Source organism: Anaerolineae bacterium, assembly GCA_011176535.1.
In the GTDB taxonomy this organism is placed as follows: Bacteria; Chloroflexota; Anaerolineae; order Anaerolineales; family DRMV01; genus DUEP01.
Genome location: DUEP01000017.1, coordinates 1 through 25,101, shown reverse-complemented (window position 1 = coordinate 25,101; position 25,101 = coordinate 1). Strand labels below are relative to the sequence as shown.

Genomic DNA, 25,101 nt, shown 5'->3' with positions numbered 1-25,101 from the left:
GTCCATGATCGATTTCAGGTGTGGCGGAAAGCCGGCGTGTTGGAGAAATTGTGGCGGGCGGGGGTGCTGGAATACGATGCGAAGATCGGGCCGGATTGGGAGTGGCAGTCCATGGACGGGGCGATAACCAAGGCTCCGTTGGGGGAAAGGGGACCGGTCCCCATCCGACCGATGGGGGTAAGTCGGGCACCAAGCGGAGCTTGCTGACCGAGGGGCACGGCATCCCCATCGGCCTGGCCGTGGCAGGGGCCAATGGGCACGCCATGAAGTTGACCGGACCGACGAGGGAAGCCATCGTTGTGGAGCGTCCCGAGCCCACATAAGGAGGCGCCGCAGCATTTGTGCCTGGACCAAGGCTATGACGACGCCGAGGTTCGAGAGCTGGTGGTCGCTTAGGGCTATATCGCCCCCATCCGGGCGCGAGGCGAAGAAGCGTGAGATCCTCGGCTACCGCGCAGGACGATGGGTCGTGGAGCGCACGCACTCCTGGCTCAACCGCTTTCGACGCTTGCTGATCCGCTGGGAGAAGAAAGTCGAGAACTATCTGGCTATGCTTCATTTTGCTTGCGCCTGGCTTACCTTCCGAGTTGTCGGACTTTTCGGATGGGCTCTTCACAGACCTCCGGAGGCATCCAAGTCCCAAACAAGGGCTCTATCCCGAAGATGGCCGGGGCGGCTGTGGGGGATCGCTACCATCTTCTCCGGCGCGCATGGGGCTCCGTGTTCCGTTTCCTGGCTTGCGCGATTGCTCAGGCTATCATACAATTGAGGCAATCCAACGCGAAGGCCCCAAGGATGTCTCTTCCCCGTGTGTCTGTTTCCAACTGGCAGCAGAAAATCCCCAGAGCGCTGGTTTGGGGGTATTTGCTTTTGCTCCTGGGGGCGATGGTGGCCGTGGGCGTCAGCACGGCGCGTTGGCTGCGGCTGTCTTTCCTGGGGGCCATTGTTGAGCCAACAGGCTATTTCAGCAATTTGGGGCCAGAGGACGCCGGCACCTGGATGGCCGTGGCGCAGGGGTTGAGGTTCCCGGATCGCTTGTTGCGGGTGGAGGGAAAGCCCTATCGCGGGCCGGGCTCTTTACGCCAACTGTTGCGCCCATACCAGCCGGGTGAGTGGGTCACGTTGCTTGTGGACCGGCACAAACGGGGGCGCGAGGTGGTGGTGTTGCCCCTGCAACGCTTCCCTGAAGATGACCGCTGGCTTTATTTTTACGGCCCCTACCTGGTGGGCTGGGTGTATCTGGCGGTAGGCTGGTGGGTGTTTCTCGCTCGTCGTCAGGAAGTGACCGCCCGTTGGTTTGGGGTGGGGGTGAGTTCGGCAGGGTTTGCGGTGGGGAGTTTGCTCAACGCTTTGGCCGTGCACGCCTGGAGTTGGTTGTGGAGCCTGGCTTTGGGGGTGACGGCAGGGGCTCTGCTGGCCCTGGCCTTGGCCTTCCTGCGGAGCGCCTTTGCGGCGGTCCCCCTTTCCTGGCAGGAAAGGGGGGTGCTGCTTCTGGGGTTGGGTTTGGGGGTGTGGGGTAGTGTGGCCCTGTATGATATGGCGCACCCGTTGATGTATGTGGTGGCCTTGCGCGCCATTGAGGTTTACCTGGCGCTGGCCATGTTGTTCTATCTGGGGGTCAACCTAAAGTTGCGTGTGAGCGCCAGGTCTCCTCTAGTGCGCGAGCGGACTGGTTTGACCTTGTGGAGCGCTGTGCTGGCCTTCGGCCCTCTGTCCATCTGGGCTCTGGCCTCGGCTCTGGGCCTGGATTGGCCTTTTTCCCTGTGGTTTATCTTTCCCTTGGCCCTGTTCCCTTTGGGCACGGCTTATGCGTTGTTGCGCTATCGTTGGTTTTATGTGGAGACTTTGCTGGAACAGGGTTGGGTCTATGCTCTGCTCACGGCGATGGTCTATGGGGGATATGCCCTGGTTGTGGCCGGGATGAGTCTGACGCTGGGGGCTCACTGGATGGCCCAACACCCCTGGTGGGTGGGCATTTTTGCTTTTGTGATGGCTTTGGGATTGGACCCTCTGCGGCAGCGGTTGCAGAATTTGGCTGAGCGGGTTTTCGTCCGTCGTCGGCAACGCCATCAGGAGCGGCTGGAAGCCTTTGGCCAGGCCCTCATCCCGGCTGCCACCGAGGCCCAGATTTGGGAATTGCTTCGGGAGTTTATCGCCACCGATTTAGCGGCTCAGCCGATTCACTTGTTTGTGCGGGACCCTTTGACGGGGGATTATCGCCCAGCCGTGGATGCCCAGGGCGCCACCACTTCCGATGTCCACTTCCGGGGAGACAGTCCGTTTGTGCGTTTCTTGAGTCGGGTCAAACCGGGGTACTATTTCGGCGCGGAGGAGCAGCCCCCTGCCGGGGTGCAGGACGATTTGCCGCGGATTTTGTTGCTGCAGGCCGTGCTCTTTGTGCCGTTGCCCGGGCAGGAGAAGGACCTGGTTGGTTTCCTGGCCCTGGGCCCGCAGCGGGGCGCTTTGTACCTGCGGCCCGACATCGAGTATTTGCAGGGGCTGGCTCGACAGGCGGCGCTGGCGCTGGAGCGCGCACGCGCGGCGAGCACTTTGAGCCGCCGGGTTACCCAACTGAACACTTTGATGCGTGTGGCTCAGGGGATCAACGCCGTCCCCGATATGGAGTCTTTGCTAGAATTGGTGGCCGCCCATACGCAACGTTTGATCCCCTCCTCCTGGTTGCACATTGTGTTGTGGGACCCGCGGCGGGAGCGGTATGTGCGTGTCCTGGCCTTACGCGACGAGGAGCGCGTGTCTGCGTTGGAGCAGGTTCCCTTGGCTGAAGATGAGGGCCTGGTCTGGTGGGTCATCCGTGAACGGCGGGTGCAACGCACGGAGCACTACGAGCAGGCGTGTCGGGCGCAGGGAGTGTTGCCTGAGGAAAAGGGCCTGGTGGCCTGGATGGGCGCCCCTCTGTTTGCCGGCGAGGAACTGGTCGGCGTGCTTGCCGTAGGGCACACCCGGTGGGATATCCGGTACACTGCCGAGCATCAGGACCTGCTGCAAACCATGGCCGATCTGGCCGTTGGGGCGATGGTCAAGGCACGCCTGATTCGCCAAAGCGAGCAACGCGCCCGACAGTTGGCTTTGCTCAACGAGATGGGGCGTACCATCACCGGCACGCTGAACCTGAATGAATTGCAGGAGCGTTTGCTGACCAACGCGCGCCGCCTGTTGGATGCCCACTCAGCCCGTCTCTGGCTGGTGGAACCGGGGACCGAGGCTTGGGGGTTGGCGGCGCAGCAGGGAGAACTAAAGGAGCAGACCGACCCCCAACCTTCCTCATGGGTCTTCCTGGCCGCGGAGCGCCAGGAGCCTTTATGTTGGCCGCCGCAACGGGCCGAGATGGCCGAAGCCCTTGGCCAACAGCCCTCGGAGCCCGGCGCGACCACGGCTTTGGTGGTGCCTTTAGTGGCGCAGGAAAAGGTGGTGGGGGTGCTGGAATTGTTCGACAAACGGGACGGCACCCGGTTCACGGTGGAAGAAGGGCAGTTGCTGCTTGCGCTGGCCAGCCAGGCGGCCGTGGCCATCGAAAACGCCCGACTGTATGCCCAGACGGATCGCGCCCTGGCGGCCCGGGTGGAAGAACTGACGGCGATGGAACTCATCGACCGGGAGTTGAACGCCAGCCTGGATTTGCGGCGTGCCATGCGGGTCACCCTGCAATGGGCCATGCGCCGCACGCAATCCGCGGCGGCGCTCATCGGGTTGCTGCGCGAGGACCGGCTGCGCATCCTGGCCGAAGAGGGCTTTGGGGCGGCCCTGGCCTCCTACCGCGAGGACGGATTGCCCTTGGACTGGGTGGGCATCCGGCGGGCGCTGACGACTTCCACCATCCAACGCCTGACCGCGGACAATGTGGCCGAGGACTTTGCCTTACGCCCGGAGACTCAGGCGCAGGTCGTGGTGCCCATCTTGCGGGAGGGCCAGGTGCTGGCCGTGTTGCTCCTGGAAAGCGATACCAAACAGGCCTATGGCGAAGAGGAGTTGCGCTTTCTGGCCCGTTTGGGGGAGCATGCGGCCATCGCCATCACCAATGCCCAACTCTATGCCGCCGTGCAGGAGGCCAATCGCACCAAGAGTGAGTTCGTTTCCTTTGTGGCCCACGAACTCAAGACGCCCATGACCTCCATCCGTGGGTACGCCGACCTGTTACGCTCCGGGGTGGTCGGCCCGATAAACGACAATCAGCGCAATTTCCTGGATATCATTCGCACCAATGTGGAGCGTATGGCGGCGTTGGTCTCCGACCTGGCCGATATTTCCCGCATTGAGGCCGGCCAGTTGCGCCTGAACTTTCAGCGGATATCTGTGCCCCAGGTAGTCGAAGAAGTGGTCTCTTCTTTGGGGCCGCAAATCGAAGCCAAACAGCAGGAACTTCTCCTCGAAGTGCCGCCGGATTTGCCGGAGGTCTGGGCCGACCCCATGCGCCTGGCCCAGATCCTCACCAACCTGGTCTCCAACGCCCATAAATACACGCCTGAGGGGGGGCGGATTCGGGTGATGGCCGAGGCGACTGCGAATCAATGGGACCCCCAGGGGCCGCCTCGCGTGGTCCATCTGGCGGTGGAGGACACCGGCCTGGGGATTCACCCCGAGGAGCAGAAACGCATTTTTCAGCGGTTCTTCCGCTCCGAAGCCGACCAAAGCGCCCGAGAACAGCCGGGGACCGGGTTGGGCCTATACATCACCAAGAACCTGGTGGAGTTGCAAGGCGGGCGGATTTGGTTTGAGAGCGTGTACCGCCAGGGGACGACCTTCCATTTCACGGTGCCCGTGGCTACGGCGGCCGAAGAAGCAGAGGCGTCGTCCATGGGTGAGGCCGAGTCGAGCACGGGAGCCTGAGTTATGGCCTTGAAGATCGTTCGGGAATCCACCCGTTGGGATCGCACTCCGGAGGCAGCTACCAAACTGGTGCATCAGGGGCTGACGCGTTTGGGGCAAACGCCCGAAGCGGTGATTTTGCTTTCCTCACAGGAGTACAACCTGCCCGCCATGCTCCCGGCCTTGCGGGTGCTCCTGGGGGATGTGCCGGTGTGGGGCGGCACGCTGCGACAGATTTTCGGCGAAGATGGCCGGCCTTCCCGCTCGCTGGAGGTGGCGCTTCTGGCCGGCGAAGGGGTGAAGGCGCGGGCGCGATGGTTCACCGACCTGGAACAGGCCGAACCCCAAGCCTTCTTTCCGGGCGAGACCAGTCTCTTGCTCACCCTGCTGGACGCCCAACTCCCTCGCATGCCCCGCTGGATGCGCTGGCTGGCGCAGCATCAGGGGCCATTGCTGGGGGCCCTGGTGGGCAATGTGGCCTACATGGTGCCGCCGTTGCTGTGTGGCGGCAGCCGAGGCGGCGGCGGAGGTGCGGCGCTGTTGGCTTTGCAGGGCGTGCGGGTGCACATGGCCTGGGGAACCGGTTGGGGCTCCAGTGGGCTGTTGACCGAGGTCACAGAGAGCCGCGCCGAGTGGGTCTCCCGCCTGGATGGTGAGCCTCCCGCGCAACGCTTGGCGGCATGGCTGGGCCGCAGCGAACGCGAGTGGACCCGCCCCCCATTGCGCGAGTTAGCCCGCCTGTATCCGCTGGCCGTGGAGCGGGAGGGGGCCTTCACCTTTTACGCCCCGCTGGCCGTGGAGACCGACGGCGGGTTGAGGATGAGTCAGCCGCTGCGGCGGGGGGAAAAAGCCCATCTGATGGTGGGCAGCGCTGCGGAGTGCCTGGAGGCCGCCCGCCGGGCCGCCCAACAGGCGCTGGAGGCTTTCGGCGCCCACCGGCCTCAGATGGCGCTCCTTTTGGTGGATTGGGCCTGGGCGCATCTGTTCTGGGCCCATCCACACGATGTGTACCGCGCAGTGCAACAGGTGCTGGGGGAGGGGATTCCCATCTTGGGCGGCTACACCTACGGCCCTCTGGCCCGTCCCGCAGGGGAGGAAGAGGCCCCTCGGGTGCTGGACAACCACCTTCTGGTGGCGTTGTTGGGGTAACCGCCACGAGAGACAAAAAGGCCGGGGCGAAAGTCTCCCCGGCCTTTGCCTTAGTGGCTCATTTTTTCGTGATCAGGTTCTTCAACTGCAAAAAGTAGTCGGCCAGAGCGGTCAGTTCACCCTGGGCGGTGAGGGGGCTGGTGGTCAGGGTTTGCATGGCCTTGTCCACCCGCTGGTTCATCTCGGTGAACACCTCTTTCTGCTCAGGCAACCGTTCTGCCAGCAGGCGCAGGGAAGCTTGGACATTGCTCAGATGGAGCCGTGCTGAGGTGGGGTTTTCGGCGTCCAGGGCCAGTTGAGCGGCGTAAGTGTCGGCCAGGGCCGAGAGCAGGTATTGCAGCGTTTGCGCCTGGTCGCGCTCGGCGGCGATGGTCTTCGCTTGGTCTTCCAGGTCCGCAAGACGGGCCTGGGCGTCCTGCAACTTGGTTTCCAGGTCGGCTTTGGTGACTTCCAGCGCCGCTTTTTCCTCCTGGATTTGTTGCAATTGCTGTTCCAGGCTGCGTTTCTGCGCTTCCAGGGGGCGGTAGAAGATCATCCAGGCGGTGATGAACCCTGCGGCGAAGACCACGAAGACCCCTACCAGAGTCCAGAGCAGACGGCGCAGGAAGCGCTTGAAGCGGCTTTCGGGTTTCTTTTCCGGGGCTTCAGAGGTTTCCTGGCCCGGCGAAGGTTCGGCCGCCCCGGTGGCGGCGTTCAGAGGAACCGTGTCCTGAGGGGGCGGAGAGGCCTCGGAGGAGGGTTGGGTTTCGGGTTGTTTGATTTCTTCGGTCATGGGTTACCTCCGTGATTCAGGGGTTGGGCGTTGGGGTGGGAGTGGGCGTGGGGGTGTTTTCGGCAGCGGGAGTGGGGGAGAGCGTCCCCGGCGGGGTGGTCAGCAAGGGCAGCAGGTCGTTGAGCAATCGCCAGGCGATGTCCATCTCTTCGGCGGCCAACACGGGGCGCTGGGGCAGGCGTTTCTGCGCCCGCTGAAGCCGGTCCACCACCTCGCGCACGGCGTCGGCCTGCTCCGGGGTGACCTGCACGGCCAGGTCACCCAGCGCCGTCTGGGCCGCCCGGATCTCGTCCGTGGCCAGCCCGTAGTTGGCCTGGCTCAGAAAGAGCCGCGCGCGGGTGAGATGCTCCATGCTTTGGAGCAGGCGCAGGTAATGGAAGAGGGGCTTGACGGCCAGTTGCGACGCCTCGAGTTGCCCCTGCAACGCCTGGGTGTTCTCTTGCACGCTGGTGAGCGCCGTATCGAGGTCCTTCAGCCGGGCGTCAAGCGCATCCAGTTGCTTTTGCAGATCGTCCAGGGTGGTCAGCGCCTGGCCCTGCTCATCCACCACCGTTTGCAACGCTTCCAGGGCGGCTTGCGTGCGGCTTTGTTGCTCTTCCAGGGCGTCGATGCGCCCCTGGAGTTGGGCGTTGTTGGCTTCCAACTGGTTGACGCGGGTGGAAAGGTCCTCCAGCCGTTGGGAGGTTTGGGTTTCTAAGGTGGTGAGGGCGGCCTGGGTTTCTTCCATCGGCTGAATGTAGGTGCGGTAGAGATAAGGGATGCCGAAGTACGCGGCCCCGGCGAGGAGGCCCAGCAAGAGCACGATGAGCACGGCCTTGGCCAGCATCCGCATGAAAGCCAGAAAGGCGGCCAGCAGGCGCTCGCCAAAGGAAGGGCGCGGCAGGTCGTTCATTGTCCGCCTCCCGGGAGGGGTTGGGGTTCCATCAAGGTGTTCAGTAGGGATTGGAGCCCCTCCAGGAATCGCTGGAAGAGATTTACTTTGGTCTGCGTCTCCTCGACGGCGGTGCTCAAAGTGTCCATCTGTTCCTGGAAGGTCTGCACCTGGCGCCGGGTATCGTCCAGGTCGCCGCGCAGTTGCTCCACCTGACCCTGGAGGGTGTCCACCTGTTGGGCCAGGGCCTCCACGCGGCTCAGACGGCGTTCCAGACCCTGGATTTGGGCGCTCAGTTGGTCGGCCTGATTGCTGAGCAGGGCCACTTGTTGGGCCAGGGCCTGGGTTTGGCCAGGGGTGGTGTAGCGCAGGCCGCCGTTGATGGCCGAGAGGATGCCCAGGGTGACGAGCAGGGCCAGGATGAAGGACGCGGCCCCCACCAGGAAGAACGCCCCCCAGGGGGTGGCGGCCCGGACCTCGCCGGGGGCGGGCCGGGTCTCGGGGGTGGAACCCGCCTCGGAGGTGGGTGCTGCTCCCAGGGGCTCCGCCTCGGGGGCTTCGGGAGCCGCCTCGGGCGGGCTTTCCTCGGCGGAAGCGGGTTCAGATGGCGGCTCCGGGGCCTCCTCCGCGGCCTCGGCGGAAGGTTCGGCCAGAGGTGCCTCTTCGGCCTCAACGGAGGGTTTGGCGGGAGGTTCCTCCTCGGCCAGAGGCATCGCATTTTCGGTTTCCCCGGCAGGCGCCTTTGAGGGAGCCGGGGCTTCTGCGGTGGCCTCAGCGGCGCGTTCCACGGTGAGGTAGGGCCGCAGTTGTTCCAGCAGGCCAGGCCCAATGCCAGGGACGTGCTGCAGGTCGTCCACCTGGGCAAAGGGCCGGGCGGCGAGGATGCGGTCGGCCAGGGCGGGGCCGATGCCGGGTAGGGCGAGGAGTTCCTCGCGGCTGGCCCGATTGAGGTCGAGGGGTAGGGCAAGGTCTTGTTCGTTCATGGGTTACCTCCTGGGGTGCGCCGCCCAAAGGTACCTTCAGCCCTGACGGGGGGGCTTCTGGTTGCCGTTGCGCGGCGCGTGGTATGGCACGGGGATATACTGCACCGAGGGTCGGCGCGGCGTGGCTTGCGGATAGAGGGCCATGAGTTGGTACACTTCGGCCGGCATGTCGGTGGAGACCGGGAGGCCCAGCGCGCGGGCCTCTTCCAAGGTGATGGGGTAGTCGTGCGTCCAGCGCCCGGTGGCCAGCGCCTCGGACAGGGCTTCGGCCTGCTCTTCCGTGAAGCGGTCGCCCACGATGCGCTTGACCGTGGCTTTCACCTGGGCGATGGCCTTGCGGGCCACATCGGCCAGGATGAGGGTTTCGTCGTCCACCCGGTTGATGTCCTTTTGTTCCACCACCTGGAGAATGGACGCCGCGGGGTACTGCCCCAGTTGAGGATCCACCGGCCCTAAGACGGCGTTTTCGTCCATCACAATTTCATCGGCAGCCAGCGCGATGAGCGTGCCGCCGGACATGGCGTAGTGGGGCACGAACACGGTGACCTTGGCCGGGTGCCTGCTCAGCGCGTTGGCAATTTGCTCCGCCGCCAGCACCAGGCCTCCCGGCGTGTGCAGGATGAGGTCGATGGGCACCTTGGGGTCGGTCAGTTTGATGGCCCGGAGCACCTGTTCGGAATCGTCGATGTCGATGAAACGCGCCATGGGGAAGCCCAGGAAAGAAAGGGTTTCCTGGCGATGGATCAGCGCGATGACCCGGCTCTTGCGCTTCTGTTCCAGGGAGCGCATCAGGCGGACCCGCGCCGCTTCCAGCATCCGCTGACGGATGACGGGCTGCAACGAGGCGATCATCAGGAAAATCCAGAACAGGTCGAGCACGTTCATTGGCGCCCTCCTTGTGCTCAGGATGATGTGGGGGATGCGTTACCAGGGCCAGTATTCATCGGGATACCACACATGCCAGGTACGGGGTTGAGGCCGTTGGAACACCCGCCCTAAAAAGAGACCGAAAAGGAAGCCGCCCACATGGGCCCACCAGGCGATGCCGCCCATGCTGGCCTGGGCCGGCAGGGCCAGGGCGAAAAGCCCGGAGTAGAACTGGGTGAGGAACCACACGCCCAAGTAGAACACGGCGGGGATTTCCACAAACCAGGGCAGGAAGAAGAACGGAACCAGGGTGATGACCCGCGCGTGCGGGAAGAAGAGAAAGTACGCCCCCAACACCGCGGCGATGGAGCCGCTGGCCCCGATGGCGGGGATATGGCTGTTGGGATAGGCCCAGGCCTGCATCAGGTTGGCCGCCGCCCCGCCCAGCAGATAAAAGAGCAGAAAACGCCCGGAGCCCATGCGGTCTTCCACGTTGTCCCCGAAGATGTACAGCGTCCACATGTTGCCCAGGAAATGCATCCACCCGCCGTGCAGGAAGGTGGCGGTGAGCAGGGTGAGCAGGCTCCAGGGGTGGGCCAGGGACAGGCGGGCCGGAATCATGCCAAAGGCATAGATGAAGCGCTCCAACAGTCGTGGCCCCAGGCTCAGTTCGAAGAAGAACACCAGAGCGTTGACCAGAATGAGCAGCCAGGTCACGATGGGAAGGGAGCGGGAGCGAATGGTGTCTCGTAATGGAATCATCTCTTGCCTCGCGGTGAAGGTTCTCTTTTCAAGGGTAACCCACTTTGCCGGGGAAGGCAAGCGGGAGACAAAAATAGGGTAGGATGTCCTACCCTATTGCCCCTCTCCTGTCCCTTCAGGGGAGGCGGGCCTTATTTGGCTTTGACTTTGATTTCTTTGGGCCGTACGGCTTGCGCTTTGGGGACGCGCAGGGTGAGCACGCCGTCACGCAGTTCGGCCTCGGCTTCGCCGGGCTCCAGCGCCGTGGGCAGGGTGATCACCCGCTGGAACGCGCCCACCGGAATCTCCTGCACCAGGTAGTCGTTCTCCTCCGGCGCCTGGAATTCGCCCTCGATGGAGATGGTGTTGTCCAGAATCTGGATGTGCAGGTCGTCCACCGAGACGCCGGGCACCCAGGCGGTGATGATAAAGGTGTCCCCGTCGGCGCGCACATTCACCGGAAGGCTCACCTTGCCACGCGACACCTCCTCCAGGGCGCGGGCGGGGATCACGCTTTGCTCCATCAGGCGATCCATCACATCCATCAAGCGCTGCATCCGGCGCAGGGGGTCATAGTAGAGCATCGTTCACCTCCTTTCGAGATGATGGCGTTTTGGCGTCTTGTGCCTGCGTCCGACGCTTTCATCCTACCCGGTGTGTGTTAGAAACGCGCTAACAAAAGATCAGAGGTTTGCAAGAAGCCCTGCCTGTTGCCCCTGGTTAGCCGCCAAAGAGCAGCCACCAGAGCCAATCCACCAACGCATGGGTGAGGGCGGCGGCGGTGATTTTGCCGCTGCGCCGCCAGACCCAGCCGTAGGCCAGCCCGGCCAGGGTGGCCATGAGCGCGTAGGCTGCGTTGGGCACCGGATGCCCGGGGGTGGCGTTGTCCAGATGGCTCAGACCGAACACCACGGCAGCCACCACCAGGCCTCCCTCCTCGCCGAACCACCGCCGGAAGGCGTTTTGGAACACGCCGCGAAAGAGCAACTCTTCGGGAATTCCGGTGAACAGGTAGATGGCCAGCAGCGCCGGTAAAGCCTGCCCCAATCCGGGCCAGTGGGGCACCCAGGTGAGAAAGCGCAGGGCGAACCCCACAGGGACCCCGGCCACCATGAACATACCCAACCCCCGCAGCGCCAGGCTGCCATCGCGGCGTGTGAGCCGCGCGGTGTAGCCAATGCCTTCCAGGGGGCGGTAGAGCAGGAACAGGTACAGGGCGAGCAGCACGCCGGTCATCTTGGCGATGGGTAAGGAGAGGTCCCCGGCGAGGGGCGCGCTCACCTCGGGGAGCATGAACCAGTGCCAGGGTCCGGCCACCTTGCCGCCCCAGGGGAGCAGGAACAACTCCGGCTCCAAGGGGAACCAGATGGTCAGACCGGCCAGCAGGGCACCCCAGCTGGCTTTTCCCCGCGGCTGGGCCCAATGGACGATGGCGGTGGGCACCAGCAGGTAGGCCAGCACGCGCAGGATGTCGACCACGGGGGCGCTCAGGGCAGCGGCGAGGAGGTAGGGGAGCAGCAAGAGCAGCGCGCTGGGCCAGCCCGTCCGCTGCACCCAAGCCTCTCCCCAGCGGCGCACGGAGGGCACCGCCAAGCCCAGGAACGCTGCCAGACTCAACCACGCTGCCAGATGAGAGAGCATGTGGACCTCCTGGGAGTGGGGTTGGTTATAATTGTCGCATGAAAAAGCGACCTTTGCACATCGGTTTCGTTTCCACCCGAATTGCGGGCACCGACGGCGTTTCCCTGGAAATCGCCAAGTGGGCCCAGGTGCTGGAGGGGATGGGGCACCAGTGCTTCTATTTTGCTGGTCAGTGCGATCGCCCCGAAGAGCGCAGTTATGTGGTGCCCGAGGCCTTCTTTCAGCATCCGGAAGTGCTGGCATTGACCCGCGATTTGTTTGACGATTATCGCCGCAGTTCGGAGACCTCGGGGCGGGTGCAGGCGTTGCGTTACCTGCTCAAGTGCCATCTGTACCGTTTCCGGGAGCGGTTCGACCTGAATTTGCTCATCGCCGAGAACGCCCTCTCCCTGCCGGTGCACATTCCCCTGGGCCTGGCGCTGACCGAGTTTGTGGCCGAAACGGAGATCCCCACGGTGGCGCACCACCATGACTTCGCCTGGGAGCGGGTGCGCTTTGCCCGCTCGGCGGCAGAGGATTACCTCCGGGCGGCCTTTCCTCCCACTTTGCCCAGCATTGTGCATGTGACCATCAGTTCCTTTGCCGCGCGGCAACTGGCTTTGCGCACCGGGGTATCTTCCCTGGTCATCCCCAATGTGATGGATTTCGACCATCCCCCGCCGCTGCCTGATGAAGTGACCGCTCAGGTGCGTCAGGCGCTGGGCATCCCCGATGGGGTCTATTTCATCCTGCAGCCCACCCGCGTGGTGCCACGCAAGCGCATTGAACAGGCTATCGAACTGGTACGGCGCCTGGATTTGCCAGCCGTTTTGGTGGTCTCCCACCGCGCCGGGGATGAAGGCCTGGCGTATCAAACTTACCTGGCCGAAGTGGCTTCGTTGTTGGGCGTGCAGGTGTTGTTCGCCGGGGAGTTTTTCGCCTATCATCGTCACACCCGCCCGGATGGGCAGCCGGTCTTTTCCTTGGCCGACGCCTACGCCAATGCCGATTTGGTGACCTACCCCTCGGCGGTGGAAGGCTTCGGAAACGCGTTCCTGGAGGCCATTTACTACCGGCGGCCGCTGGTGATGAGCGCCTATGAAATCTTCCGCACCGATATTCAACCCAAGGGATTTAAGGTGGTGGCTTTTGAAGGATTCGTGGACGACGCCACGGTGGCCGCTGCCCGGCGTCTGCTGACCGACCCCGAGTGGGCGGCCTCCCAGGCCGAGCACAACTACCGCGTGGCTCAGCGTCATTTTTCCTACCGCACGCTGGAAGTGGCTCTGGCGCACCTGCTGCAGCGTTGCTGAGGGATGAGGAGATGACCCGTCAGGTCCATGTCGCCATCCTGCACTACGCTGCGCCGCCGATCATCGGCGGCGTGGAGACCACCATTTACTATCACGCCCTCCATTTGAGCCGGCTGGGCTATCGCGTGACGGTCATCGCCGGCCGGGGGGCGGCTTTTGCCCCTCAGGTGGACTTTATCGCCGAACCGATGGTGGATTCCCGCTTTCCGCCCCTGGCTGAGGTGAACGAGCAACTGGCCCAGGGCGAGGTGAGCACGGCCTTCGACCGGTGGCGGGAGCACATCTATCAGCGTCTGCGCGAACGGCTGCAGGGGGTGCAGGTGCTCATCGTGCACAACGCGCTGACGCTGCACAAAAACCTGCCCTTAACGGCGGCCCTTCATCGTTTGGCGCAAGAGGGCTTCCCCATCATTGGTTGGTGTCACGATTTTGCCTGGCAGGATGCCCTTTACATTCCGGTCTTACGCGACGCCTATCCCTGGAACCTGCTCAAGACCCCCTGGCCCGGGGTGAAGTATGTGGTAGTCTCGGAGCACCGGCGGGAGCAACTGGCCCGTTTGCTGAATCTCCCCGCCCAGGAGATCTCCGTGGTCCCCCCTGGGGTGGAACCGACCCGTCTGTTGCGCCTCAGCCCGGACACCCAGAGGCTGGCTGACCGCCTGCGGTTGTGGGAGGCCGACCCGCTGTTCATCCTCCCGGCGCGCATTACTCGGCGGAAGAACATCCAGTTCGCGCTGCGGATGCTGGCGGCGCTCAGGGGGCGTTGGCCTGACCCGATGCTGGTGGTAACCGGTCCTCCCGGCCCGCACAACCCTACTAATGTGGCTTACCTGGAGCAACTAATGCGCCTGCGGCAGGAGTTGGCGTTGCAAGCGCAGGTACATTTTCTGTATCAGCACGGAGAACAGGGGAAGCCGCTGGAGGTCTCTGAAGCGGTGCTGGCCGAACTTTACCTTTTGGCCGATGCGTTGCTTTTCCCCAGCCTGCGGGAAGGGTTTGGCATCCCTGTGCTGGAAGCGGGTTTGTTGCGCCTGCCCATCTTCGCCGCCGACATCCCCCCGGTGCGCGAGAGCGCCGGGGACCTGGCGGTGACTTTCGACCCGGAAGGCTCGCCCGAAGAGGCGGCCGAGAGGGTCGCCTCTTGGCTAGCCCAGGACCCCATCTACGCCATGCGGCGAAGGGTGAAGCAACGTTATATCTGGGCTCAGATTGTGCGTCATCAGGTTGTGCCGCTCATTGAGTCTGTGTTGAGGAGCGAACCATGACCCTGCACCGTCAGCAGAATGAGAGCGTAGTTGATAAGCGCGTGTTGGTGCCGGTGGCCTCAGCGGAGGAAGCTGAACTGCTCCTCCCGCTGGCCAAAATGCTGGCCGATGGCGACCAGCAGGGGCGAGTGGTCATGCTCCTGGTTCTAAGCGTAGAGGAGGATGAACCAGCCAGCGTGGCTGCCGGCGCCATGGCGCATTTGCGCAGCGAGGTGCATGAGGTGATGCGCCGCCATGGCGTGTTGCCGCTACATATCCACACCGTGGTGCGCCCCGCGGCCCAGATGTGGGAGACCCTGTGGGCCTATGTGCGGGAAGAGCAAGCGCATGCCTTGCTTTTGGCTTGGCCCAATCAGGTTGTGCCTACGCTGGAGCACTCTCTGCTGGCCGCTCCGCCCTGCGCTGTGTTGTTGGTGCGCGCCGGCAGTCAGGAATACACCTGGGGGCAGGTGCGGCAGGTGTTACTTCCGGTGCGGGGCGGCCCCCACGTCGAAACGGCTCTACGGGTGGCCTTGGCCATCGCCCGTCATCAAGGCGCCGAGATTACCCTGCTGCACGCTATCGGGGAGGCGACCTGGGGCGTCGACGGGCAGCCCATGGCTCAGTTCGCCCCGGTGCTTCATGGCCTGCCTGAGATCAAACGCTCTGTGGTCGCGGTGGGCTCGTTGGAGGAGGCCCTGGATAGCGAATCGGGGCGCTATCAGGTGGTGGTGCTGGGTGCGCCCACGCGTTCCGGGCAGGCCACAGCGTTGCTCAGTCCGCTTTTGGAGCACGCGCTTCAGGGGTTGGATGTCTTAAAAGTGATCGTCAAGTCCCCTGGGCCTCCGGCTCAGGAAGAGGGAGAGGATTCTGAGGGGCAGGTGCTGTATCCCGGCACAGCCCCGGTATCCTCGTCCGTGGCGGTCTTGGTGGATCGGTGGTTTGCCGAGAACACCTTCCGCAGCGAGGAGTTCCTCCCCCTGGAGGAACTGGTGGCCCTCAAGGAAGCCCAGGGCGTGACCATCAGCCTGGGCCTGCCGGCCCTCAACGAGGAGGCCACCATCGGGCAGATCATCACCACCATGAAAACGGCCCTCATGGAGGAGGTGCCGTTGCTGGACGAAATCGTGCTCATCGACAGCGGTTCGGTGGATTACACCCGCGAAATCGCGGCCGACCTGGGGATCCCGGTGTACATACATCAAAAGGTGCTGCCGCAATACGGCGCTTATCACGGCAAGGGCGAAACCCTTTGGAAAAGTCTGTATGTCCTCCAAGGCGACATAATCGTCTGGATTGATACCGACATCCGCAACATTCACCCCCGGTTTGTCTACGGCCTCTTGGGGCCTCTGCTGCGCAACCCCCGCATCCAGTATGTCAAAGGGTTCTATCGCCGTCCGTTGAAACAGGGGAGCAAGATGGTGGCGGGCGGCGGTGGCCGAGTGACGGAACTCACGGCGCGGCCTCTGCTCAATCTATTCTTCCCGGAGTTGTCCGGCCTGATTCAGCCGCTGGCCGGCGAGTACGCCGGCCGACGGCAGGCGCTGGAGCAACTGCCTTTCTTCACCGGGTATGGGGTGGAGACCGGCTTGTTGATTGACCTTCTCTCGCGTTTCGGCCTGGGCGCCATCGCCCAGGTGGATTTGCAGGAGCGCATCCACCGCAATCAGCCCCTGCGTGACCTTTCCAAGATGGCCTTTGCCATCATTCAGGTGGTCATTCGCCGCCTGGAGGACCGGCACAAAATCCGCTTGTTGGAGGACTTCAACAAGACAATGAACCTCATCCGTTACGAGATGGGGCGTTACTGGCTGGAGCCGCAGGAGATCCGCGAGCGGGAGCGCCCGCCCATCGTAACCCTGCCCGAATACCGGGAAAAGTTCGGCCGCCGCCCAGTAGAGCCGGGGGGACGGGCATGACCGCCACGCGACTGGTTCTGGTCCGCCATGGGCAGACGGCCTGGAACGTGGAAGGGCGTTATCAGGGCCAGGCCGACCCGCCGCTCAACGCCCAGGGAAAGGCCCAGGCGGAGGCGCTGGCGGACCGGCTGGCGGCTGCGGAGACGCAACCGGTGGGCGTTTACGCCAGCCCGTTGCGACGCGCTTGGCGCACTGCCGAGGCCATCGCCCGGCGGTGGCGCTTGCCGCTGCGACCGGAGCCGCGCCTGATGGAGATCCACCTGGGCTCCTGGCAGGGGGTGCTGGCCGTCGAAATCGCCCGCCGCTGGCCGGAACGCTTCGCCAGGTGGGAGCGAGAGCCCTGGGAGGTGCGCCCGCCAGGTGGGGAGACCCTGGCCGAAGTGCAACAACGGGTCAATGCCGCGCTGGACGACATCTTGCGGCGGCACGCGGAGGAGACGGTGGTGTTGGTCGCCCACCGCTTGCCGCTGGCCTTTGCCAAAATCAGGTTTCAGGGCCTTGACCCGCTGGCCGTGCGACGCATTCCCATCCCCAACGCCGGTTACGAGGTGATCGAAGTGCCCTCCTGAGGAAAGAAAAAGGCCTGACCATGGCGGATGGAGTGGTCAGGCCTGGGGAGGCTTGGGGAAAGGCTTTATTCCACCTTAAGGATGCGCACTTTGAACTGTCCACCGGGGGCGCGTACCTCCACTTCGTCGCCTACCTTGTGCCCCATGAGGGCTTTGCCCAGGGGCGATTCGTTGGAAATCAGGCCGTTTTGAGGGGCGGCCTCGGCCTGGCCGACGATGGTGTAGGTGGACACCATACCGTCTTCCTCTTCCACGGTCACGGTGCATCCCACATCCACCACATCGCGTTGCATATCTTCGATGACTTTGGCGCTGGCCAGCAAGTGCTCCAGTTCTTGAATGCGACCTTCCACGAAAGCCTGCTCGTTCTTGGCCGCTTCGTATTCGGCGTTCTCGGTGAGGTCGCCCCCTTCTTCCAGGGCGGCGTGGAGCCGCTCGGCCACCTCTTTACGTTTGACGGTGCGTAGGTACTCCAGTTCTTCCTGGAGTTTTTTCAGCCCTTCTGGGGTCAGGTAAGTGGCGTTCATGCCTTATCCTCGATGGAAAATGGAAAGTGCCCTGCCGTTCGGGCAAGGCATCTTGAAAGGGGGGATTCAAGTGAGCCATATTATACCAAAAGCAAGGAGGAAATCAAGATTTTGGGCGCTGCAGATATTCTTCTCACCTTGTCATCTCCCTGGTTCTCCTGTATAATTGGCGTTGCCCAGCCACCGTAGCTCAGCCGGCAGAGCAACCGCCTCGTAAGCGGTGGGTCACGGGTTCAAATCCCGTCGGTGGCTCAACGCGCCCGGCTTTGCACGGGCGTTTTTGCGTAGCAGCGACCCTGTCGCTGATCCCGCCGAAGGAGTCGAGTCGATGAACTTGTGGATCCCTCTGCTTGATTTGTTGGAGCACAGCGTGGCGTTGTCCGGCGACCGCGTGAAGGTGCTCGACGCTCCCCGCGTGCGTTCAAAGATGGAAAAACTGGCCTTTCAGGCGGCCCTGGCCGAACCCGAAACGCGCCGCCGGGCCCAATGGCTGGTGCGGGCCGTGGCCCTGGAATTGGGGGTGGTGCCCGCTTCCATTCACGAGTTGTATCGAGCCCGGGGACGGGGTGAGGCGCCTCTGGGCTTCACGGTACCAGCCGTCAATCTGCGCGCTTTGCCGTTCTATGCCGCCCGGCGGGCCTTTCGGGTGATGCGGGACATGGACGCCGCCGCGGTGATCTTCGAAATCGCCCGGTCGGAGATCGGCTACACCGCTCAGCGCCCGGCCGAGTACACGGCGCAAATCCTGGCCGCGGCGGTGGCCGAAGGATACCAGGGGCCGGTTTTCCTCCAGGGCGACCATTTCCAGATTTCGCCCAAACGCTATGCCGAAGCCCCGGAAGACGAGGAACAGGCCGTCCGCGACTTGATCGACGAGGCCTTGCGGGCTGGCTTTTTCAACATCGATATCGATGCCTCCACGCTGGTGGACATTCACAAGCCCACCGTGGATGAGCAACAGGCCCTCAATGTCCGTCTCTCGGCGGAACTCACGGCCTTTTTGCGCGGTCTGGAGCCGGAAGGGGTGACCGTTTCCGTGGGTGGCGAAATCGGCGAGGTGGGCGGTCGCAATTCCACCGAACCCGAACTGCGGGCGTACATGGACGGCTTCAACAAGGCCCTAGCCGAATTGGCCCCCGGCGCTTCTGGCCTGAGCAAAATCAGCATTCAAACCGGCACTTCCCACGGCGGCGTGGTGCTCCCCGACGGCACGCTGGCCCGGGTCAAGGTGGACTTTGACACCCTGCGCCACCTCAGCCGGGTGGCTCGTGAAGTGTACGGCCTGGGCGGGGCGGTGCAACACGGGGCCTCCACCCTGCCGCCGGACGCTTTCTCCAAGTTCCCCGAAGCCGAGGCCGTGGAAATTCACCTGGCCACGAACTTCATGAACATCCTTTACGATCTCATCCCCAATGCACTCCGTCAGGAGATGTACGCTTATGTGGCCGAACATCACGCCCAGGAGCGCAAGCCGGGAATGACCGAGGAGCAATTCTACTACAAAGCCCGTAAGCGGGCCATCGGCCCCTTCAAGGCCGAACTGTGGGCGCTGGACGAGGCGGTGAAGGAGGCTGCTGGCGAGACCTGGGAGGCCATGTTCCGCAACATTTTTGGCCAGTTGGGTGTGGCCGGCACGCGAGAGGTGGTGGAGCGCTTCGTGCGACCCGTGGTCATCCGCCCGGATCTCAAAGCCTATCTAGGCCCTGAGGCGGGCGACGAGGAAGATTTGAGCGATCTGGCAGATTGACTTTCGCGCTTCAAGAGCCGTGCGATGAAGCCTGGCGATCAGGGCGCTTCTCACGACCGGTACACCGTGGTGCCGCGTACCCTCGTTTTTCTCCTCCGGGGGGAGCGGGTGCTCCTGCTCAAAGGGGCGCCGACCAAGCGCCTCTGGGCCAACAAGTACAACGGCCTGGGCGGCCATGTAGAGCGCGGCGAGGATGTGCTCAGCGCCGCCCGCCGTGAACTGCGCGAAGAAGCCAGGTTGGAGGACGCTTCTCTGCACCTGGTTGGGATCGTCACGATCGACACCGGGCAGGATCCCGGGGTGGGGCTTTTCGTCTTCCGAGGGGAGGCTCCCGAGGGGTGGGAGCCTTCCCCTTCACCGGAAGGGCAGCCCGAGTGGGTTCCGGTGACCGAACTGACGCGCTATCCTTTGGTGGAAGATTTGCGGGTGGTACTCCCCCGCGTGTTGGCCTGGCAGCCGGATGCCCCGCCCTTTTTCGCCCTTTACACCTTCGACGCCCAGGGGCAACTGCGGATCACCTTTGGATGAACCTCAACCTCGCACCGAAACCAAACCCGCGCCACGGGAGCACCGTGGTGCGGGTTTTTGTTTTTGGACTTCGAGGGGGTGGGCTCAAGCCTGGGTGGCTTCGCCTTCGTCGGCCATGTCCTCTGGGGTGTTTTGGGCCACGCGCTCGTAGAACACCAGCAGCACGCTGCCGTATCGTCGCTGGTCGAATTCCCGTAGGTGCCTGAGAGGCACCGCTTCGTACTCGTTGGGGTGAATTTGGACGATCACCCAGCCGTCCTCGGCCAGCCAGCCAGGATGTTCATCCACCAGCAGCAACGCCTTCTTCCAAAGGCCCTTGTACTGGGGCGGAGCGATGAAAATGTAGTCGAAGGCCCAGTCCGGCGGGTGCGTGAGCAAGGCAAAGGCGTCCATGTGGAGCACCTCGGCCCGTTGAGGGTCGTTGAGCCGGCAGTGGGCCAGGTTCTGCCGCAGCACCCGCACGACCTTGGGGTTCCATTCGATGAAGCGGACGAAGGCCGCACCACGGCTCAACGCCTCGATGCCCACCCCGCCGATGCCGGCGAACAGATCCAGCAGGGTGGCGCCGAAGATGTCGGGGCCGAGGATGTTGAACAGGGCTTCCTTGGCCCGGTCTGTAATGGGCCGGACGATGTTTCCGGGCAGGGAGAACAGTTTGCGGCCTTTCGCGCTGCCGCTGATCACTCGCGGGCTCATGGGCACTCCAGGAGAGAGGTGTAGAAACTTGGTGCGCAAAGCCTTTTCAGGGAAGCGCGGCGAGTTGGCGTTCGATGCGCCGTCCCATGGCGTTGGGGTCGTCCAGATTGGTATCCCCCGCCACTTTGCGCAGGACGCTCTCGTAGTATGTGCGGGCTTCGGTTAGGCGCCCCATCCCGCGGGCCAGTTTGCCCAGATTGTAATCCATGGCGGCGCTGGCCGGGTGGATGCGCTGGGCTTCCAGCGTGACATCCAGGGCTTCTTTTGCCCGCCCCAGAGCGTTGAGCCCCTCCACCAGGTAAAAGTAAGCCTTGAAGAGATAAAGGGCCTGGTCTACGGCGGCCCTGTATTGGGCCACGGCTCTCTCGTATCGTCCCTCGCGATAGGAGGCCAGGCGGGCTTCCATCGCGGCCTGGGCTTTGGCATCGATCATGGCTGTTCTCCGGTTGGGGTTTCCTCGGCAGGGGCCCTTCGCGTTGGGGCTTTGGCTGTGGGCGCGGCCTTTTCCCATGCCGAGCGGATTTCCTCYTCYTCGTCCTCCTGACGGGTGAGGTAATCGCGGATGAAGGCCGAGCGGCGGAAGCGTAAGGCCATGGGGGCCACCTGGCGCAGGTCTTCCACCGTGACCTCGGTGCGGGTGTCGGCGGCGGCCAAAGCGCGGGCGGCCTCGAACAAGGTGATTTCGGCGCGTAACGAATGGATGCCCAGACGGTCGATCAGGCGGAGGCCCACCCGGGCCACGGCTTCGGGCAATTCCACCTGGGGCAGCAGGTCGCGGGCGGCCTGAATTTCGGCGCGGGCCAGGGCCGTCTCGGCGGCGTACTGGGCCACCATGCGGCGGGGGTTGGCGCGATAGGCCTGGGCGCGGCGGTAGGCTTCCAGGCGCTGCTGGGGGTCGGTCAGCCCGCGCACCAGCACCCGCAGCCCAAAGCGGTCCAGAATTTGGGGCCGCAGGCCGCCCTCTTCGGGGTTCATGGAGCCGATGAGCACGAAGCGCGAGCGGTAGGTGGCCGTGAGGGCTCCGCGGCGCACGGTGTAATGGCCTTGGGCGGCAGCGTCGAGGATGGCGTCGATCACCTCGGGGGCGAGCAGGTTGACCTCGTCCACATAGAGCAGGTTGCGGTCCGCCTGGGCCAGGATGCCTTTGCGCAGGCGAAAACGGCGCTGGGCCGCGGCCCGCTCGTCCAGCCCGCCCACCACATCCTCCAGCCGCGCGTTGAGGGGCAGTTCAATGAGCCGCACCCGGTCTATCACGGCCAGGGGTTTGCCCTCCTGATACTTGCGGGCGCAGTCGGGGCACACGGCCTCCAGCCCCCCGGTCTCGATGTCCTCGGGCAGGCAGCCGTAGTAGCACAGGCTGCGCGGCACCTGGGGCAGCAGGTCGATCAGCCCGCGCACCGCCGTGGTCTTGGCCGTCCCCCGCGGGCCGATGAGCAACACCCCGCCCACGGCCGGGTTGATGAGGGCCAGCAACAGGCCCAGTTTCATTTCCTCCTGACCCACGATGGCCAGGAAGGGGAAGGGCACCTGTCCGGCGTATCCGGCGTCCTCCTCCACCTCGGGCTTGAAGGCCCGACCGGAGACGATGTCGATGAGTTCCTTGAGGGAACGCACCGTGCCCGGAGGGACGAAGTGCGGGGAAGGGGATGATCTTTTTGGGGAAGCGGAACCCTGAGGGCGCGGGCTGGACCCGGAGGTCCGGTTCTCGGACTCTGGGGTAGGGTGCCGTCCCCGACGGGGTTCGCCCATCCCCATCGGGCCGGGCGGTTCCCCGGCGTCCCAGAGGGCGTCCTTTGCCGGGCGTTCCGGTTCTTCGGGGGTCATGACTGGGCTTCCTGTTCGTTGCGCCGGGCCTGGGCGCGTTGTTGCAGGCGAAAGGCCTGGCGGGCTTTGGCCTCCTCGAAACGGTGGCGCTGGGCTTCGTTTTCCAAAATGAGCGGCGGCACCGGGGCCGGGTTGCCTTCATCGTCCAGGGCCACATAGACCAGATAGGCCGTGTTGGTGTGCACCTTTTCGCCGGTGACGGGGTTCTCGGCCACGACATGGACTTCGACTTCCATGGAAGTGCGGCCCGTGTACGACACCTCGGCGGTGAGGATGACCAGGCTGGGGATGGGGATGGGCCGCTGGAACATCATCTGATCCACGGCCACGGTGACCACCCGCCGGTGGGCGTGGCGCATGGCGGCCAGGGCACCGGCCTCGTCCACCAGTTTCATGATCCAGCCGCCGTGGACACTGCCGGCGCTGTTAGCGTGTTGGGGTTGCATCAATTGCGCGATGCTCACCCGCGAGGCGCTGACCGGTTTGCCTGGTAAGGTCATGGTTTGCTCCTCATCCGTAGGTTGCCTTTCGCTGTTTCCTTCCTCAAGTCCCCAGCGCGATATCGTTGAAGGTCCAGAGCCGATTGGCGATGAAGTTCCACACCATCACAATGAGGACGACGATGGCCAGAGCCAGGTTGTGGCCCAAAAACGAGGGCGAAAAGGGCAACGGTAGGGCCAGACGGTCGAACAGCACGCGTAAAGGCTTTTCCAGCAGGGCGAAAAGGGGCGTGCGAATGCTCAGCCCCACCAGGCTCACCAGAGCAAACTGGACCCATTGTTTGCTCAAGGCCTTGCTGCGGGAGTCGGGGAAGGTCCAGAAACGGTGCCAGAGAAAGTTGTGGGTCACGGCGGTTAGAAAGGAAATCACGCTGGCCAGCAACGCCGGGATGGGGGTGAGCAGAGTGAGCAGGTTGAACACGCTGAAATCGACCACCGCACCCAATGAGCCCACCATGGCGAATTTGAGGAAGCGGCGACGTTCGTTGGCATGCTGCAAAATCAAAGGCCCAACCTCCTGCGAAAGTCCGCGATGGTGCGTTCGAGGCCTTCTTCCAGAGCCACCTGGGGCGCCCAGCTCAGCACGGTGCGGGCTTTGGTGATGTCGGGGCAGCGGCGCTGGGGGTCGTGGCGGTCCCGGGCATCGGGCAAGAAGGTGAGGCCGGCAGGGTTGCCGGTGAGGCGGTTGACCTCTTCGGCCAGTTGGCGGATGGTGTACTCGTCGGGGTTGCCGATGTTCACCGGTTCATGCTCGTCGCTCATCAGTAGGCGATAAATGCCATCGATGAGATCGTCCACATAGCAAAAACTGCGCGTCTGAGAGCCGTCGCCGTAGACCGTAAGCGGCTCCCTGCGCAGCGCCTGCTTCACGAAGTTGGGGATGACCCGGCCATCGTCCAGGCGCATCCGGGGGCCGTAGGTGTTGAAGATGCGCACGATGCGGGTGTCCACACCGTGGAAACGGTGGTAGGCCATGGTGAGGGCCTCGGCGAAGCGCTTGGCCTCGTCGTACACCGCCCGCTCGCCGATGGGGTTGACATGGCCCCAGTAGTCTTCTTTTTGCGGATGCACCTCGGGGTCACCGTAAATCTCGCTGGTTGAGGCCAATAGGTAACGGGCGCCGTGGGCGCGGGCCACGCCTAAGGTGTTCAGCGTGCCCAGGGCGCCGGCCTTCATGGTCTGGATGGGTAGGTTGGGGTAGCCGTAGGGCGAGTTGCGGTTGGGGCTGGCCGGCGAGGCGAAGTGCAGCACGGCGTCGATTTTGCCGGGCACGAAAATGAATTGGGAGACATCGTGGCGAATGAAGGAAAAGCGCGGATGCCCGGCCAGATGGGCCAGGTTTTGCGGGTCGCCGGTCAGGAAGTTGTCCATCCCCACGACCTCGTGACCTTCGGCCAGCAAGCGGTCGCACAAATGCGACCCTAAAAAGCCGGCCGCACCGGTTACCAAAATGCGCATGATCAGGATCCTCCAGAATCGATGTGCGGCCGCCGGGTTACAGACGGCGTATGGAGTATACCATGGGAAAACGCCATCCCCGGCCAGGCCAGCCGGGGATGGCGCATGCAGGAGGGAGTCTGACAAACACTACGGATGGAGGAGGAAACGAAAGGGAGGTGATAGGGCGGTGAGAGCCCTGTTGGCCTCAGGGGGCGAGGGAAGGGCTTTTGCCCCGCCCTCGCCGCCTGCTGAGAAGGCGCAATCCGTTGCGCGCCCGTGAGAGGCGGACGCGACCCTGAGGTAACCAGGGGCGCATCACGGGGGCTTGTGCGGAAACGGCCTCAGCAGGCAGCCTTTAGTGGGGAGCGATCCCCGCGCTCCCTTCTCAAGACTTGAGAGGGTGGAGCGGTGAGAGCCAGGTCCACACCTCAGGAGTGGCTGCCCGTTGAGGTGCTCAACGCCCCTCGTATGTGGCGATGCGCTCCAGCAGGACGCAGTCTTCACCGACCAGGGTGGCGCTGTGCCGGGTGTTGCATTCCGGGCAGGGCTCATGCAGGTCATTCGCGGGGAAGATATGACCGCATTGGGGGCACTCTTGAATGTACTTGACCTGGCGTACATGGAGTTTGGCCCCATGGCAGGGCGTGCCTGCGGCCCACTTGTCCCAATAGAAGTGCAGGTTTTTGTCGTCCAGTTCAGCACAGAGCGCCACCGCCAGCCACACTTCCAGCACGGGTTTGCCGTTGGCCTGTTCGCATGCCTGGGAGACCAGTTGTCGCACCACTTGTTCGTGCCGATCCATCAAACCACCTCCTGACCAGTGCGCCGAGTGTCAGCCTGGGGGTTCTTCCATTTCCATTGTAGGTCTCCAAAGGCCTTTTGCCAAGTGAAGAATGTCACAATTTAGGGGCGGAAGGGTGAAGTTCTCCGGGTTTGGGATGGGGGTTCCACTGCATAGTTATAC

At 63.8% G+C, this 25,101-nt stretch carries 22 protein-coding genes, 1 tRNA gene and 2 pseudogenes; 10 read left to right on the top strand and 15 right to left on the bottom strand.

Annotation, left to right across the window (positions count from 1 at the left end; genetic code table 11):
• Positions 1-214 precede the first annotated feature (214 nt).
• From G4O04_03445 to G4O04_03435, 3 genes and pseudogenes are all read left to right on the top strand, one after another.
• Positions 215-769 (top strand): annotated as a pseudogene (locus tag G4O04_03445) (transposase).
• Between the two features lie 26 nt (positions 770-795).
• Positions 796-4,845, top strand: coding sequence for a GAF domain-containing protein (locus G4O04_03440; GenBank protein ID HEY57584.1), 4,050 nt, complete (start codon positions 796-798; stop codon positions 4,843-4,845).
• A 3-nt stretch (positions 4,846-4,848) separates the two neighbouring features.
• Positions 4,849-5,973: a hypothetical protein gene (locus G4O04_03435; protein ID HEY57583.1), complete on the top strand. Its 1,125-nt coding sequence runs from the start codon at positions 4,849-4,851 to the stop codon at positions 5,971-5,973.
• Positions 5,974-6,031: 58 nt separating this feature from the next.
• Here G4O04_03435 and G4O04_03430 read toward each other — a convergent pair whose 3' ends face one another.
• The 7 genes and pseudogenes from G4O04_03430 to G4O04_03400 form a co-directional block, all read right to left on the bottom strand.
• A complete protein-coding gene (locus G4O04_03430; protein HEY57582.1) occupies positions 6,032-6,745 on the bottom strand; it encodes a hypothetical protein in 714 nt (237 codons plus the stop codon).
• Positions 6,746-6,761: 16 nt separating this feature from the next.
• Positions 6,762-7,637: a hypothetical protein gene (locus G4O04_03425; protein HEY57581.1), complete on the bottom strand. Its 876-nt coding sequence runs from the start codon at positions 7,635-7,637 to the stop codon at positions 6,762-6,764.
• A gap of 770 nt (positions 7,638-8,407) precedes the next feature.
• A pseudogene (locus G4O04_03420) lies at positions 8,408-8,599 on the bottom strand (helix-hairpin-helix domain-containing protein).
• A gap of 36 nt (positions 8,600-8,635) precedes the next feature.
• On the bottom strand, positions 8,636-9,484 hold the full coding sequence (locus G4O04_03415; protein ID HEY57580.1) for a hypothetical protein: 849 nt from the start codon (positions 9,482-9,484) through the stop codon (positions 8,636-8,638).
• Positions 9,485-9,523: 39 nt separating this feature from the next.
• Positions 9,524-10,228: a rhomboid family intramembrane serine protease gene (locus tag G4O04_03410; protein ID HEY57579.1), complete on the bottom strand. Its 705-nt coding sequence runs from the start codon at positions 10,226-10,228 to the stop codon at positions 9,524-9,526.
• Between the two features lie 131 nt (positions 10,229-10,359).
• Positions 10,360-10,791 (bottom strand): Hsp20/alpha crystallin family protein, encoded by a 432-nt coding sequence (locus G4O04_03405; protein HEY57578.1) that lies wholly within the window; start codon positions 10,789-10,791, stop codon positions 10,360-10,362.
• A 136-nt stretch (positions 10,792-10,927) separates the two neighbouring features.
• Positions 10,928-11,848, bottom strand: a complete 921-nt coding sequence (locus G4O04_03400; protein HEY57577.1) for a CPBP family intramembrane metalloprotease — start codon at positions 11,846-11,848, stop codon at positions 10,928-10,930.
• 38 nt (positions 11,849-11,886) lie between these two features.
• Here G4O04_03400 and G4O04_03395 point away from each other — a divergent pair, with 38 nt between their 5' ends.
• From G4O04_03395 to G4O04_03380, 4 genes are all read left to right on the top strand, one after another.
• Positions 11,887-13,140: a glycosyltransferase family 4 protein gene (locus G4O04_03395; protein ID HEY57576.1), complete on the top strand. Its 1,254-nt coding sequence runs from the start codon at positions 11,887-11,889 to the stop codon at positions 13,138-13,140.
• A gap of 11 nt (positions 13,141-13,151) precedes the next feature.
• Positions 13,152-14,405, top strand: a complete 1,254-nt coding sequence (locus G4O04_03390; protein HEY57575.1) for a glycosyltransferase family 4 protein — start codon at positions 13,152-13,154, stop codon at positions 14,403-14,405.
• A gap of 596 nt (positions 14,406-15,001) precedes the next feature.
• Positions 15,002-16,306 carry a glucosyl-3-phosphoglycerate synthase gene (locus G4O04_03385; protein ID HEY57574.1) on the top strand — a complete coding sequence of 435 codons (1,305 nt, stop codon included), beginning with the start codon at positions 15,002-15,004 and terminating at the stop codon, positions 16,304-16,306.
• Entirely contained in the window at positions 16,303-16,875 is a 573-nt protein-coding gene (locus G4O04_03380; protein ID HEY57573.1) for a histidine phosphatase family protein, read from the top strand. Before G4O04_03385 ends, G4O04_03380 begins: the two co-directional genes overlap by 4 nt.
• A gap of 65 nt (positions 16,876-16,940) precedes the next feature.
• Here the strand turns inward: G4O04_03380 and greA are convergent, their stop codons facing one another.
• Positions 16,941-17,402: a transcription elongation factor GreA gene (gene greA / locus G4O04_03375; protein ID HEY57572.1), complete on the bottom strand. Its 462-nt coding sequence runs from the start codon at positions 17,400-17,402 to the stop codon at positions 16,941-16,943.
• 179 nt (positions 17,403-17,581) lie between these two features.
• On the opposite strand from greA, the gene G4O04_03370 reads away from it, so the two are divergent.
• The 3 genes from G4O04_03370 to G4O04_03360 all read left to right on the top strand — a co-directional run bounded on the left by G4O04_03370 (position 17,582) and on the right by G4O04_03360 (position 19,677).
• Positions 17,582-17,654 (top strand) — tRNA-Thr (locus G4O04_03370).
• 76 nt (positions 17,655-17,730) lie between these two features.
• Positions 17,731-19,149 (top strand): aldolase, encoded by a 1,419-nt coding sequence (locus G4O04_03365; protein ID HEY57571.1) that lies wholly within the window; start codon positions 17,731-17,733, stop codon positions 19,147-19,149.
• A 24-nt stretch (positions 19,150-19,173) separates the two neighbouring features.
• Positions 19,174-19,677, top strand: coding sequence for an NUDIX domain-containing protein (locus G4O04_03360; GenBank protein ID HEY57570.1), 504 nt, complete (start codon positions 19,174-19,176; stop codon positions 19,675-19,677).
• Positions 19,678-19,761: 84 nt separating this feature from the next.
• Here G4O04_03360 and rsmD read toward each other — a convergent pair whose 3' ends face one another.
• The 7 genes from rsmD to G4O04_03325 form a co-directional block, all read right to left on the bottom strand.
• Entirely contained in the window at positions 19,762-20,373 is a 612-nt protein-coding gene (rsmD, locus tag G4O04_03355; GenBank protein HEY57569.1) for a 16S rRNA (guanine(966)-N(2))-methyltransferase RsmD, read from the bottom strand.
• A 46-nt stretch (positions 20,374-20,419) separates the two neighbouring features.
• On the bottom strand, positions 20,420-20,806 hold the full coding sequence (locus G4O04_03350; GenBank protein ID HEY57568.1) for a hypothetical protein: 387 nt from the start codon (positions 20,804-20,806) through the stop codon (positions 20,420-20,422).
• Positions 20,803-21,861, bottom strand: a complete 1,059-nt coding sequence (locus tag G4O04_03345; protein HEY57567.1) for a magnesium chelatase — start codon at positions 21,859-21,861, stop codon at positions 20,803-20,805. The genes G4O04_03350 and G4O04_03345 overlap by 4 nt, the downstream gene beginning before the upstream one ends.
• 332 nt (positions 21,862-22,193) lie before the next feature.
• Positions 22,194-22,697, bottom strand: a complete 504-nt coding sequence (locus G4O04_03340) for an acyl-CoA thioesterase (GenBank protein ID HEY57566.1) — start codon at positions 22,695-22,697, stop codon at positions 22,194-22,196.
• A gap of 43 nt (positions 22,698-22,740) precedes the next feature.
• Complete coding sequence (locus tag G4O04_03335; protein HEY57565.1) at positions 22,741-23,202, bottom strand: GtrA family protein; 462 nt, start codon at positions 23,200-23,202, stop codon at positions 22,741-22,743.
• Positions 23,199-24,155, bottom strand: coding sequence for an SDR family oxidoreductase (locus G4O04_03330; GenBank protein HEY57564.1), 957 nt, complete (start codon positions 24,153-24,155; stop codon positions 23,199-23,201). Before G4O04_03330 ends, G4O04_03335 begins: the two co-directional genes overlap by 4 nt.
• Positions 24,156-24,591: 436 nt before the next feature.
• On the bottom strand, positions 24,592-24,939 hold the full coding sequence (locus G4O04_03325) for a hydrogenase maturation nickel metallochaperone HypA (protein ID HEY57563.1): 348 nt from the start codon (positions 24,937-24,939) through the stop codon (positions 24,592-24,594).
• Positions 24,940-25,101: the final 162 nt, after the last annotated feature.